This is a genomic window from Nocardiopsis sp. LDBS0036 (assembly GCF_041228755.1).
Classification (GTDB): Bacteria; Actinomycetota; Actinomycetes; order Streptosporangiales; family Streptosporangiaceae; genus Nocardiopsis; species Nocardiopsis dassonvillei.
In genome coordinates this window covers 1,965,594-1,978,393 of record NZ_CP141103.1, presented here as the reverse complement: position 1 = coordinate 1,978,393, position 12,800 = coordinate 1,965,594, and the positions used below count along the sequence as shown (strand labels likewise).

Below are 12,800 nucleotides of genomic sequence, written 5' to 3'. Positions count from 1 at the left end.
CGGCCGGTAAAGGTTGGGAAAACGCCTCGCGGTCCGGTCGGGACGGGTGGGGGAGAGGGGCATCCTCACAGGTAGGAGTGGGTGGCGCCGGTGGCCGGGGCGCACCGGGTCTGCGGTGCGGGGGCGTGGCCGCCGGCTGGCACCACCCCGCCGGAGGTGCCCGATGACCACGAACGTCTTCGTCCTGGGGCTCGACGACCAGAACCGGGAGGTCCTGCGCTCGCTGCCCGCCGAACGCGGCTACCGCTTCCTCCAACTGCTCGACCTCGACGAGATCGGCCAGGACCGGCCGGTGGACCTGCCCGCGGTCCTGGCCCTGGCCGCAGGGAGGCTCGACTCCTTCGGGGAGGGGGTCGACGCGGTCATCGGGTTCTGGGACTTCCCGGTCAGCTCGCTGGTGCCGCTGCTGTGCCGGGACCGGGGGCTGTCGTGCGCGCCCCTGGAAGCCGTCGTCCGGTGCGAGCACAAGTACTGGAGCCGTCTGGAGCAGCGCGCCGTCATCCCCGAGGCCGTTCCCCGGTTCGCCGAGGTCGGCCTCGACACCACGGCCAAACCGGAGGGGCTGTCCTACCCGCTGTGGGTCAAGCCGGTGAAGTCGTGCTCCTCCGAACTGGCCTTCCGCGCCGCCGACGACGCCGAGTTCCGTGCGGCGATGGACCGGATCAGGGCGGGCGCCGGACGCTTCGGCACGTCCTTCCAGTGGGTGATGGACCTGCTGCGGCTGCCCCCGGAGGTGGCCGGGTGCGGGGGCACGGCCGCGCTGGCCGAGGAGGAGGCCACGGGCGACCAGCTCACCGTCGAGGGCTACGTCCGTCGGGGCGTTCCCCACGTCTACGGGATCGTCGACTCCCACCGCTATCCGGGCACGTCCAGTTTCCTGCGCTACGAGTACCCGTCCAGGGTGCCCGAAGAGGTCGGCGCGCGCCTGATCGAGCTGTCCGAACGGGTGATCTCCCGGATCGGCCTGGACGACGTCACCTTCAACATCGAGTACTTCCACGATCCGCGCAGCGGCGACGTCCGGCTCCTGGAGATCAACCCGCGCCACTCCCAGTCGCACGCCAGGCTGTTCGAACTGGTGCGCGGGGTGTCCAACCACGAGATCTGCCTGAGGGTCGCGCTGGGGGAGGAGCCCGAGCTGGAGCGCGGCGGGCGGTACGCGGTGGCCGCCAAGTGGTTCCTGCGCCGCTTCCGCGACGGCTTCGTCGCGGCGGTGCCCACCGCCGAGGACGTCGCGCGTGCGGAGAAGACGGCGCCGGGTACGAAGGTGGAGATCGTCGCGCGCCAGGGCCAGCGGCTCTCCGACCTGCCCCTCCAGGACAGCTACAGCTTCGAGCTGGCCCAGGTGTTCGTGGGCGGCGGGGACAGCGAGGAGTGCGAGCGCAGGTACCGGGCCTGCGTGGCGGAACTGCCCTTCACGGTCCATGACACCGACGACGTCCGACAGGAGGGGGTCCGGTGATGAGGACCGTCAGCGACCTGCCCCACGAGGTCCGCGAGGACGAGTACGTCCTGATCCCGATCAGCGACGGGGTCCGGCTGGCCGCGCGGATCTGGCGTCCGGTGGGGAGCGAGGAGGCCCCGGTGCCGGCGGTCCTGGAGTTCATCCCGTACCGCAGGCGCGACCTGACCGCGCAGCGCGACTCGGTGCACCACCCCTACATGGCCGGGCACGGGTACGCGTGCGCCCGCGTGGACCTGCGCGGCAGCGGCGACTCCGAGGGGGTGCTCACCGACGAGTACCTCGAACGCGAGCTCCTGGACGCGGAGGAGGTGCTGGCCTGGCTCGCCGAGCAGCCCTGGTGCGACGGCCGCACCGGGATGATGGGTATCTCCTGGGGCGGGTTCAACGCCCTCCAGGTCGCCGCGCGGCGGCCGGAGAGCCTGCGGGCGATCGTGACCGCCTGCTCCACCGACGACCGCTACTCCGACGACGTGCACTACATGGGCGGGTGCCTGCTGGGGGACAACCTGTCGTGGGCCTCCACGATGTTCGCCTACAACTCCTGCCCGCCCGATCCGGAGCTGGTCGGTGAGCGCTGGCGCGACATGTGGCACGAGCGGCTGGAGCACAGCGGCCTGTGGCTCGACACCTGGCTGCGCCACCAGCACCGGGACGCGTACTGGAGGCACGGTTCGGTGGCCGAGGACCTGGACGCGATCCGGGTGCCCGTCATGGCCGTCAGCGGGTGGGCCGACGGTTACTCCAACTCGGTCTTCCGGCTGCTGGAGGGGTTGAGCGTCCCCCGTCTGGGCCTGCTGGGCCCCTGGTCGCACAAGTACCCGCACCTGGGCCAGCCCGGCCCCGCCATCGGCTTCCTCCAGGAGGTGGTGCGCTGGTGGGACCGCTGGCTCAAGGGCGTGGACAACGACGTGATGGACGCGCCCGTCCTGCGGGCCTGGATGCAGGAGAGCGTGGCGCCCTCCACCTCCTACGAGGCCCGGCCGGGGCGCTGGGTCGGTGAGCGGGAGTGGCCCTCGCCGGAGGTCGCGCTGGTACCGCGCGACCTGGGCGCGGGCCGGGTGCTCGCGGAGGGGGAGCCCTCGGGGCGGGAGGACGTGCTGACCCTGTCCTCCCCGCTGTCCACCGGACAGCACGCGGGCAAGTGGTGTTCGTACAACGCCCCTCCGGACCTGCCCTACGACCAGCGCGAGGACGACGGCGGGTCCATCGTCTTCGACAGCGTGCCGCTTCCCCGGCGCTTGGAGATCCTCGGCTCCGCGGTGGTCGAACTCGAACTGGCGGTGGACCGGCCCGACGCGATGGTCGCGGTGCGGTTGTGCGACGTCGCGCCCCAGGGGCAGGCCACGCGGGTGACCTACGGGCTGCTCAACCTCACCCACGCCGACGGCCACGAGAGGCCGCGCAAGCTCGTGCCCGGGCGCCGGTACCGCGTGTCGGTCCCCCTCAACGGTGTGGCCCAGGCATTCCCGGCCGGGCACCGGGTGCGGGTCTCGGTCTCCACCTCCTACTGGCCGCTGGTGTGGCCCTCGCCCGAGCCGGTGACCCTCTCGGTGTTCCAGGGGGAGCACACCCGTGTGCTGCTTCCGGTGCGTCCGGTCGAGGGCGGTGGTGACGGGCGGGGTGTGGCCGCTTTCGGGGAGCCCGAGGGCACCGCCCCGATCGCGACGAGCCGGATCGCTCCGGGCGAGGAGCGGTGGGACCTGACCCAGGACCTGGTGCGCTACGGGGCCGCGCTGGAGGTGGTCAAGGACCTGGGGACGGTGCGCTTCGACGACATCGGCCTGGAGGTGACCCGTCGGGCGGAGGAGCGCTACAGCAGGGTCGGCGACGACCACGACTCGGTCCGTGGCGAGGCGGTGTGGACGATGGGCTTCGCCCGCGGCGACTGGTCCGTGCGGACCAGGACCCACACGGTGCTCACGTCCACGGCGACCGACTTCCACCTGCACGCGACGTTGGACGCCTACGAGGGCACGCGGCGCGTGGCCACCAAGATCTACACCTCGGTGATCCCGCGGGACCACGTCTGACCCGGGCGGGGACCGGTCGGGTGCGACCGGTCCCCGCCACCGCGGGTACGGGGAGGAGCTGACTCCCGCGCGCCCGAGGGGCCGAGGGGCCGCGGGGTGTCGGGCGGGCTGGCACCCGGCAAGGCGCTGCGATGCGGGGCGTCCTCGCCTCGGGGGCTGACGCCCGAGGGAGGGAGAAGCGGCAGGGCCCGGACGCCCGCCGGGCCGGGGTGCTCGTGACGCCCGTGCCGCCGGGACGCGTCGGCCCCCGGTGCCGGCGCGGGTGCGGGGAGGGCGGTCGTCCCCTCCCCGCACCCGTCGGCGGCGAGGGGCGTTACTTGCCCAGGCCGGCGCGGCGCAGCGCCTCGGCCATCGCGCCCTGCGGGGCGGCGCCCCCGCTGTTGTCGCGGCCGCGTCCGCCGCCGTTGTTGCGACGGCCGCCGCCACCGCCGCCGTTGCCCCGGCGTCGGTCGTTGCCGCCGCGGTCGCCGCGCTCCTCGCGGCCGCCCCGGCCGCCGCGGGCGGGCGCCTCGTCGTCCAGGCGCATGGTCAGGGAGATGCGCTTGCGCGGGATGTCGACGTCCTGGACCTTGACCTTCACGATGTCGCCCGGCTTGACCACGTCGCGCGGGTCCTCCACGAACTTGTACGACAGCGCCGACACGTGCACCAGGCCGTCCTGGTGCACGCCCACGTCCACGAACGCGCCGAAGGCCGCCACGTTGGTGACCACGCCCTCCAGGAGCATGCCCGGGGTCAGGTCCTGGAGCTTCTCCACGCCCTCCTTGAAGGTGGCGGTGGTGAAGGCCGGGCGCGGGTCTCGGCCGGGCTTGTCCAGCTCGGCGAGGATGTCGGTGACCGTGGGCAGACCGAAGGTGTCGTCCACGAACTCCTCGGGGCGCACCCGCGACAGCAGGTCCTTGTTGCCGATGAGCGAGGGCAGGTCGGTCCCCACCCGGTCCAGGATGCGCCGTACCACCGGGTAGGCCTCGGGGTGCACCGCCGAGGCGTCCAGCGGGTCGTCGCCGCCGGGCACGCGCAGGAAGCCCGCGCACTGCTCGAAGGCCTTGGGGCCCAGGCGCGGCACCGAGCGCAGCGCCTCGCGGGTGCGGAAGGGGCCGTTGGCGTCGCGGTGCGCGACGATGTTGCGCGCCAGGGTGGAGGTCACGCCCGACACCCGGGTCAGCAGCGGCACCGACGCGGTGTTGACGTCCACGCCCACGCCGTTCACACAGTCCTCGACCACCGCGTCCAGGGAGCGCGACAGCTTGGTCTCGGCCAGGTCGTGCTGGTACTGGCCGACCCCGATCGACTTGGGGTCGATCTTGACCAGCTCGGCCAGCGGGTCCTGGAGGCGGCGGGCGATGGAGGCGGCGCCGCGCAGCGACACGTCCAGGTCCGGCAGCTCCTCGGAGGCGTAGGCCGAGGCCGAGTACACCGACGCGCCCGCCTCCGACACCATCACCTTGGTGAGGTTGAGTTCGGGGTGGCGCTTGATCAGGTCGGCGGCGAGCTTGTCGGTCTCGCGGGAGGCGGTGCCGTTGCCGATCGCGACCAGTTCCACGCCGTGGGCGGCGCACAGCCCGGCCAGGCTGTGGATGGCGCCGTCCCAGTCGCGGCGGGGCGCGTGCGGGAAGACCGTGTCGGTGGCCACGACCTTGCCGGTGGCGTCGGTGACCGCGACCTTGACCCCGGTGCGCAGGCCCGGGTCCAGGCCCAGGGTGGCGCGACTTCCGGCGGGGGCCGCCAGCAGCAGGTCGCGCAGGTTGGCGGCGAACACGTTCACGCCGTCGTCCTCGGCCTGCTGCCACAGCCGCATGCGCACGTCGATGTCCAGCCGCACCAGGATGCGGGTGCGCCAGCCCCAGCGCACGGTGTCCTGGAGCCAGCGGTCGGCGGGGCGGCCGCGGTCCACGATCCCGAAGTGGTGGGCGATGGCGTTCTCGTAGGTGCTGCGGGGCGTGGTGCCGTCGGCGTTCTCGGCCGGGGCGTCCTCCGGCTCCAGGGTGAGGGTGAGGATCTCCTCCTTCTCACCCCGGTACATGGCCAGCACGCGGTGGGAGGGCAGTTGGGTGAGCGGTTCGGAGAACGCGAAGTAGTCGGCGAACTTGGCGCCCGCCTCCTCCTTGCCCTCGCGCACGGCCGAGCCCAACCGGCCCCTCTCCCACAGCCGCTCGCGCAGGACGCCGGTGAGGTCGGCGTCCTCGGCGAAGCGCTCCACCAGGATGGCGCGGGCCCCGTCCAGGGCGGCCTTGACGTCGGCCACCTCCTTGTCGGGGTCGACGTAGGCCGCGGCCGCCTCCTGGGGGTCCTGGGTGGGGTCGGCCAGCAGCCCCTCGGCCAGGGGTTCGAGCCCCGCCTCGCGGGCGATCTGGGCCTTGGTGCGCCGCTTGGGCTTGTAGGGGAGGTAGATGTCCTCCAGCCGCGCCTTGGAGTCGGCCGCGTGGATGCTGGCCTCCAGCGCCTCGTCCAGCTTGCCCTGGGAACGGATGGACTCCAGGATCGCGGTCCGGCGCTCGGCCAGCTCACGCAGGTAGCGCAGGCGCTCCTCCAGGGCGCGCAGCTGGGCGTCGTCCAGCGCTCCGGTGGCCTCCTTGCGGTAGCGGGCGATGAAGGGCACGGTCGATCCGCTGTCGAGCAGGTCGACGGCGGCGGTGACCTGGTGCGCGCCCACTCCGAGTTCCTCGGCGATGCGCTGGTCGATCGTGGGTGTCACAGGCGTCGTCACTGGTTAAACGTCCACTCTCTGGCTGTTCGGTGCGGGGACATTCTGGTGGCGGGGAGCGACATTGTCATCCCGTCGGCCCCGTGTCCCAGGTTCGCGCACTGTGGCGGTGGTCTCGCCCGGTTTCCCGTGCGGGGAGCGGCGGACGCGGCGCGGGGCCCTCGCCGGGGCGGTTTCGCAAAGAACGGGGCGGGGCGGCCCCCGTGCGCGGGGCCGGTCCGTGCGGTCGGAGGCGAGGGGCGGCGGTCGGAGGCGGTCGGGAGGGAGGAAACCCGGGGGTGGCGGCGCCCGGGCTCCCCGCTTCCAGGAAAGCGGAAGGGGCCGGTCCGCGCCAGCCCCCGTCACCGCCTGTGGACAACCGCGCCGCGCCACCGCCGACGGGCACGGGACGCTCCCGCGCCCGGTCAGCCGTCGGTCTCGTTGAGGTAGTCGGGGGCGTAGTACTCGTCGAGGGGGAGCGGACCCCGGTAGCCCTGGCACATGCACTGGCGGTAGGTGGAGCTGGCCTGCCCGGTCCAGCGGCCGGGGATGACCACCTGGGTCTGGCACCTCTTGTTCTGCTGGTCGTGGAAGACCAGGTGGTGGCCGCATCCGCAGAGGGGCTGGGGGCTTTGCGGTGCGCCCAGGACCCGGGCCTGCTCCTGTCTGCGCTGCTGGTCGAGCGCCGCCCGCGTCTGGCGTTTGGTCAGCAGGCGGCCGAACAGGAACCCGCCGAGAGCGATCGTGGCTCCGAAGACCATGGAGACCGGGTCCATCCGGCGACACCTCATTCCTTGAGCCGGAACCCGCCCCGGAGCCCGGGGCGTACGCCCTCCATTGTCGCCCATAACGGGCTTCCGGTGGCGGGGAGGTTCCTTTCCCGCGCTCCTGTCAACGGGTGACGGCGGTACGTCCGAAAGTAATGCAAAGAAACCTCTGCACGCTTCTCTTTGCAAAGAAACCTTTGTCTTACGGTGGTGGCACCCCCGAACACAGGAGGACCCCCATGGCCACCGAACCCTCCGCCGCGCCGCCGCGCACCGAACGCCTCGGCGGGCTCTTCCACCGCTTCTGGGCGGCCGGAACCCTCACCAACCTCGGCGACGGCATGCTCGCCACCGCGCTGCCGCTCATCGCCGCCACCCTGACCCACGACCCGCTCGCCGTCTCCGGCCTGGTGGTGGCGCGCTTCCTGCCCTGGCTGCTCGTCGCGCCGTTCGCGGGCGTGCTGCTGGACCGGGTCGACCGCCTCCGCGCCATGACGGTCTCCAGCACGGTCGCCGCGATCGCCGTCACCGCCCTGGTCGTGCTGATCGCCACCGGCGGCGCCACCCTGTGGGCCCTGTACGCCACGATCTTCGTGGTGGTCTGCTGCGAGACGGTCACCGACCCCGTCACCCGGATCACCGTGGCGCGGATCGTGCCCGGCCGCCTGCTGGACCGCGCCAACAGCAGGCTGGAGGGCGGCCGCCTGGTCGCCCAGGACTGTGTGGCCACCCCCGTCGCCGGTGTGCTCTTCGCGGTCGCCGCCGCCCTGCCCGTGGCCGGGACGGCCCTGTCCTACGCCCTGTGCGCCGTGCTCGTGGTGACCGTCGCCCTCATACTGCGGCGGGTTCCCGTCCCGGCCGGGTCCACCGGGGCCGCCGAGTCCAACGGGGGCGCGGAGAGCGGTGAGGGCGCGGGGTCCGGCCAGGGCGTCCTGCGCTCCCTGCGGGAGGGTTTCGCCTACGTCTTCGGCCGGCCGCTGACCCGGGGCCTGGCGTTCAACAACGCCGGGTCCATGATCGGTATCCAGATGGCCACCTCGGTGCTGGTCCTCTACGCCCAGGAGGTGTTGGGCGTTCCCGAGGCCCTGTACGGGCTCTTCATGGCGTCGATCGCGGTCGGTGGTGTTCTGGGCTCCGTGCTCGCCGCCCGGTTCGTCGCGGGCCTCGGCCGCAGGACGGTCATGATGGGCGGCTACCTGGGGATGGGTGCCTGCCTGTTGGCGGTGGGCCTGGTGCCCGACGCCTGGTCCGCCGCCCTCGCCTGGGGGCTGATGGGCCTGTTCCTGACGGTGACCAACGTGTCCGGCTCCCTGTTCTTCCAGGCCGTGGTCCCCTCCCACGTGCGCGGCCGGGCGGCCGCCGCCTTCCGCATGGCGGGCTGGGGGCTGTCCCCGGTCGGCGCGCTGCTGGGGGGTCTGCTGGGCCGGATCGACCTCGCCCTGCCCTTCCTGGTCGGCGGGCTGGTCATGGTGGTCACGCCCCTGGTCTTCCGCAGGTCCGTCGCCGAGTGCGCGCGGCTGTCCGACGAGGCCGCCGCGTCCGCCGCCGGCGACCGTTGACCCCGCCGCACCTCAGGAGGGCGACACGTGGGCCAGCAGCGCCAAGAAGGCTTTGCGGCGAACTGTTTGCGGAAGGGCTCCCCCAGTACGGTGAGGGCCATGACCGACGACGCCGACGTCCCCGCCGACTCCCATCAGCAGATGCGGGTCAGCGCACAGGCCCTGCGGGGCCTGGCCCACCCCCTGCGCGCCCGCCTGCTGGACGAGCTCAGGATCAACGGCCCGGCCACCGCCACCATCCTGGGCCGGCGCCTGGGGGAGAGCAGCGGCGCCACCAGCTACCACCTGCGCCAACTCTCGCGCTACGGGTTCATCGACAACGAACCGGGACGCACAGGCGGACGCGAGCGCTGGTGGCGGATGAGGCCCGGCGGCTGGAGCATGTCCGGGCACGAGTTCCTGAGCAACCCCGAGACCAGGGTCGTCGCCCAGGCCGTCCTGGACCGCCTCTACCAGCAGAAGCGCAGGCGCTTCGCGGACTGGACCGCACTGGTCTCCGACAGTCCCGACCTGCCCGCGGTGCGCAGGTGGAAGGACGCCGCCACCGACTCCACCAGCCACGCCCGGATGACCCCGGGGAGGCGGCCGAGTTCGCCGACGCGCTCAACGACTTCCTCGGCTCGTGGGGGAGGCGTTTCCAGGGACGGACCCCCGAGAGCCATCCCGACACCGACGTCGTCCAGGTGGACACCGCGCTCTTCCCGGTCCTGCCCGAGGCCGAGGGCAGGTCGGAGGGGAGCGCCGCCGAGCGGGACTGAGCCGCCCCGACGACCGTCCCTCAGGTCTCGCGCAGCCTCTTGAGCGTCGCCACGTCGGCGGCGTGCGGACCGGCCGGCCCCGGGGTCTCCAGGATCAGCGGCACACCGGCGCTCACCGGGTGGCGGAACAGCTCGCCGAACGGCTCCGCGCCGATGTGCCCGGCGCCGATGTTCTCGTGCCGGTCCCTGCAGCTGCCGCACGCTGCCTTGGAGTCGTTGCAGTGCACGACCTTCAACCGGTCGGCGCCGACCACCGCGCCGAAGCGGTCCAGGGTCGCGCGCATGCCCTCCACCGTGGAGATGTCGTGCCCGGCGGCGAACATGTGCGCGGTGTCCAGGCACACGCCCACGCGCGGGTGCCACTCCAGCACCTCCAGGTAGGCGGCCAGGTCGTCGATGGTCGCGCACAGCACCTGGCCCTGACCGGCCATCGGCTCCAGCAGCACGGGCGGGACGTCCCCGCCCAGCCTCTCCAGCAGCGGCATCAGCCGTTCGCGGGTGCGCGACAGGCCCGCCTCGCGCCCGCCGGAGACGGCCGAGCCGGTGTGCACGACCACTCCCAGCGCGTCGATCCGGGCCGAGCGGCGCAGCGCGTGCTCCAGGGAGCGCACCGACTTCTCGGCGGTCTCCTCGCTGGGGGTGCCCAGGTTGATCAGGTAGGGGGCGTGTACGAACACGGGCAGGTCGACGCGCTCGCGCATCCGCGCGTCCTGCGCGGGGTCGCCCCCGTTGGTCGCCCACCCGCGCGGGTTGGACACGAAGACCTGGACCGCCTCCGCGCCGATCTCCTCGGCGTAGGCCAGGCCCTTGTCGGCCATGCCGCCCGCGACCGGGACGTGTGCGCCGACCGGGGACGGGGGCCGCTGCTGCTCGCTCTTCTCCATAGCCCAACAAGCCTAGGGGCCGGTCGGAGCCGTCGGTCCGTGCCGGTGCTCACACCGCCCGGCCGGGGAGGCGGGGGCGGTCGCCGTCCGGCCCGGTCGCGGGCGGGGCGTACCGGGGCCGCCGGAAGCGGTGTGCGCTCCCGGCGGCGGGCCCTGCGCGGGTCGCGCCCCGGTCACCAGCCCCCGGGCGGGATCGGCCGGTTGGAGTGGAATACCCCGCGCGGGTCGTACGCGGCCTTGACCTGGGCGAGCCGCGCGCGGTCGTCCTCGTCGAAGACCTCGCGGACCTCGGCCTCCTCCATCGGCCCGAAGCCCAGCGTGGACGAGCGGCCCACCGCGTGCGGCCCGAACAGCGCCGCGGCCCGCTCGCGCAGGTCGCGCATCGCCCCGGTGTCCTCGGTCTCGGCGAAGGTCAGCACCGTCAGCGCGTAGGCGGCGTCCCGGTGCCCGACGGCGTTGGCGACCAGCGGCTCCCGGGCCAGCGCCCCGCCCAGGTGGCGCAGCCAGACCACGCAGAAGAACGGCGCCTCGCCCGTCATCCGGGTCAGCTCGGCCAGCGCCTTCCCGTCCAGCCGGTCCACCAGCACGCTGCGGCCGCGGAACCCCGCCTGGTCCTGGTGCTCGTCGAAGACCGCGCCCGACTCGTCGTAGGGCATCTCGCGCAGGGTGTCCGCCAGCACCGGGGCGGCCGAGCGCAGCGGCTCCACCACCTTCGCCCCCTCCTCCATCGGGCCCGACCAGGCCACCGACACCTGGGCCACCTGGCGGCCGCGCATCGGCTCGGGCACGCCCTCCATGTCCGGGTAGACCATCACGGAGGCCCCCGAGGTCATCTCCTCGGGCACCGACTCGGCCCACCGCCGCCAGGCCTCCAGCGCCCCCGGTTCGGCTCCGGCGTCCAGGAGCAGGCTTCCGCCGTAGATCCGCGGGACCGGGAACAGGTCGATCTCCATTCCGGTGACCACGCCGAACGCGCCCGCGCCTCCGCCGCGCACCGCCCAGAACAGGTCGGGGTCGTCGTCCCCGGTGACCTGCCGCAGACGGCCGTCTGCGGTGACCAGGTCCACGCGCCGCACGTGGTCGGCGGCGAACCCGTACCGGCGGGCCAGCAGCCCCACGCCGCCGCCGAGCGTGTAGGAGACCGCGCCCACGGCGGGGGAGCTGCCCGACAGGGGCGCCAATCCGTGTTCGGCGGCCGCGTCGACCACCGTCTGCCAGGCGGCCCCGGCCTCCACCCACGCCGTGCCGCGGTCGGGGTCCACCCGCACCCCGTCCATGCGGTGGGTGGCGAGGAGGACGCCGCCCGCCATACCCGCGCCGAGCCCGTGCCCGGTGAGCTGGGCCGACACCCGCAGCCCCCGTTCCGAGGCCCAGGCCACGGCGGCGCGCACGTCCTGGGCGCGGACCGGCTCCACCACGGCGTCGGGACGGTGCCGGTCCAGCAGCTGCATTCCCGTGCGGGCCTCCTCGTAGGCGTCGGTCCCGGGCGCGTGCACCGGTCCGCTCACCCGTCGGGTCAGGTCCCGCAGCGTGTCCGTGTCGCCCATCGTGCTCTTGATGCCCGTGTTCTCGTTGTTCTCGTTCATGTCGGCCACCGTAGGAACCCATGCGGTCACAACGTGACCGCGATCTCTGGCAGTCTGCGTTCATGGGCCGATCCGTACGCGGGGAGATGCCGCAGCGGCTGCTGCGGCTGCTGTCCCTGCTCCAGGTCCGGCGCGAGTGGAGCGGCGCGGAGCTCACCGAGCGGCTCGGCGTCAGCGCCCGCACCCTGCGCCGCGACGTCGAACGGCTGCGCGGGCTCGACTACCAGGTGGAGGGCACGCCCGGGGTTGCGGGCGGCTACCGCCTGGCCTCGGGCCGCGACCTGCCCCCGCTGCTGCTGGAGGACGAGGAGGCCGTCGCGATCGCCCTGGGCCTGGCCACCGCCACCGGGTTCCAGGACAGCGCGCTGCGCGCCCTGGCCAAACTCGAACGCGTCCTGCCCGCCCGCCTGCGCCCTCGGCTGGCCGCCGTGGGCGGCGCCACCAGCGCGGTGCCCCACCCCGACGTCCCCGGTGTGGACCCCGCCGTCCTGGGGGCGCTGGCCTCCTCCTGCCGCGACCTGGCCGTCACCGACTTCGACTACCGCGACCGGGAGGGCAACGCCCGCGGGCGCCGGGTCGAGCCGCACCACCTGGTCTCCCACGGCGGGCACTGGTACCTGATCGCGCACGACACCGACCGCGACGACTGGCGCACCTTCCGGGTGGACCGGGTCAGCGGACCGCGGCCCACCCACCGGCGGTTCGAGCCGAGGCCGCTGCCCGCGCCCGACCCGGCGGCCTTCCTCACCCGACTCTTCGCCGCGGGCGTCTACAGACACACCGCGCACCTGACCCTGGAGCTGTCCGCCGAGGACTTCCACAGCCGCTTCCACGGCCCCCTGCCCGGCCGGGTCGAACCGCTGGACGACCACCGCTGCCGCATCCGGATCAGCGCCGACTCCCTCGACCTGGTGTGCCAGTACACGGCGGCGGCCCTGGCCCTCGGCGCCCCCTTCACGCTGGAGGCCCCGCCCCGGGTCGTCGAGCGCCTGCGGGAGGTCGGCGCGCGCCTGGCCCCTCCCTGAACCGCGACCGCCGGTGGACCGCGACCGGCAGCGGGAGCGCTAG

Annotated in this window: 8 protein-coding genes and 1 pseudogene; 5 read left to right on the top strand and 4 right to left on the bottom strand. The window is 73.7% G+C overall.

What is annotated here, in order from left to right; genetic code table 11:
- Nucleotides 1-163: 163 nt before the first annotated feature.
- On the top strand, nucleotides 164-1,462 hold the full coding sequence (locus UIS43_RS08210; RefSeq protein WP_370012925.1) for an acetyl-CoA carboxylase biotin carboxylase subunit family protein: 1,299 nt from the start codon (nucleotides 164-166) through the stop codon (nucleotides 1,460-1,462).
- On the top strand, nucleotides 1,462-3,495 hold the full coding sequence (locus tag UIS43_RS08205; protein ID WP_013153930.1) for a CocE/NonD family hydrolase: 2,034 nt from the start codon (nucleotides 1,462-1,464) through the stop codon (nucleotides 3,493-3,495). The genes UIS43_RS08210 and UIS43_RS08205 overlap by 1 nt, the downstream gene beginning before the upstream one ends.
- A 313-nt stretch (nucleotides 3,496-3,808) precedes the next feature.
- On the opposite strand, the gene UIS43_RS08200 is transcribed toward UIS43_RS08205, so the two are convergent.
- Nucleotides 3,809-6,202: a Tex family protein gene (locus UIS43_RS08200; RefSeq protein ID WP_013153929.1), complete on the bottom strand. Its 2,394-nt coding sequence runs from the start codon at nucleotides 6,200-6,202 to the stop codon at nucleotides 3,809-3,811.
- Between the two features lie 401 nt (nucleotides 6,203-6,603).
- On the bottom strand, nucleotides 6,604-6,954 hold the full coding sequence (locus UIS43_RS08195; RefSeq protein ID WP_013153928.1) for a hypothetical protein: 351 nt from the start codon (nucleotides 6,952-6,954) through the stop codon (nucleotides 6,604-6,606).
- A gap of 230 nt (nucleotides 6,955-7,184) precedes the next feature.
- Here UIS43_RS08195 and UIS43_RS08190 point away from each other — a divergent pair, with 230 nt between their 5' ends.
- Both UIS43_RS08190 and UIS43_RS08185 read left to right on the top strand, forming a co-directional pair.
- Nucleotides 7,185-8,504 (top strand): MFS transporter, encoded by a 1,320-nt coding sequence (locus UIS43_RS08190; RefSeq protein ID WP_358171715.1) that lies wholly within the window; start codon nucleotides 7,185-7,187, stop codon nucleotides 8,502-8,504.
- Between the two features lie 99 nt (nucleotides 8,505-8,603).
- Nucleotides 8,604-9,262 (top strand): annotated as a pseudogene (locus tag UIS43_RS08185) (winged helix-turn-helix domain-containing protein).
- 20 nt (nucleotides 9,263-9,282) lie between these two features.
- Here the strand turns inward: UIS43_RS08185 and UIS43_RS08180 are convergent.
- Nucleotides 9,283-10,146, bottom strand: coding sequence for a deoxyribonuclease IV (locus tag UIS43_RS08180; RefSeq protein ID WP_013153925.1), 864 nt, complete (start codon nucleotides 10,144-10,146; stop codon nucleotides 9,283-9,285).
- Nucleotides 10,147-10,319: 173 nt separating this feature from the next.
- Nucleotides 10,320-11,732 (bottom strand): FAD-binding oxidoreductase, encoded by a 1,413-nt coding sequence (locus tag UIS43_RS08175; RefSeq protein ID WP_013153924.1) that lies wholly within the window; start codon nucleotides 11,730-11,732, stop codon nucleotides 10,320-10,322.
- Between the two features lie 62 nt (nucleotides 11,733-11,794).
- On the opposite strand from UIS43_RS08175, the gene UIS43_RS08170 reads away from it, so the two are divergent.
- Entirely contained in the window at nucleotides 11,795-12,757 is a 963-nt protein-coding gene (locus UIS43_RS08170; protein ID WP_041552779.1) for a YafY family protein, read from the top strand.
- The last annotated feature ends 43 nt before the right edge of the window (nucleotides 12,758-12,800 follow it).

Bases quoted from the DNA above. Each gene is read 5' to 3' on its own strand.
- UIS43_RS08190 (WP_358171715.1), top strand. From the start codon at position 7,185: ATGGCCACCGAACCCTCCGCCGCGCCGCCGCGCACCGAACGCCTCGGC.
- UIS43_RS08175 (WP_013153924.1), bottom strand. From the start codon at position 11,732: ATGAACGAGAACAACGAGAACACGGGCATCAAGAGCACGATGGGCGAC.
- UIS43_RS08170 (WP_041552779.1), top strand. From the start codon at position 11,795: ATGGGCCGATCCGTACGCGGGGAGATGCCGCAGCGGCTGCTGCGGCTG.
- UIS43_RS08180 (WP_013153925.1), bottom strand. From the start codon at position 10,146: ATGGAGAAGAGCGAGCAGCAGCGGCCCCCGTCCCCGGTCGGCGCACAC.
- UIS43_RS08205 (WP_013153930.1), top strand. From the start codon at position 1,462: ATGAGGACCGTCAGCGACCTGCCCCACGAGGTCCGCGAGGACGAGTAC.
- UIS43_RS08195 (WP_013153928.1), bottom strand. From the start codon at position 6,954: ATGGACCCGGTCTCCATGGTCTTCGGAGCCACGATCGCTCTCGGCGGG.
- UIS43_RS08210 (WP_370012925.1), top strand. From the start codon at position 164: ATGACCACGAACGTCTTCGTCCTGGGGCTCGACGACCAGAACCGGGAG.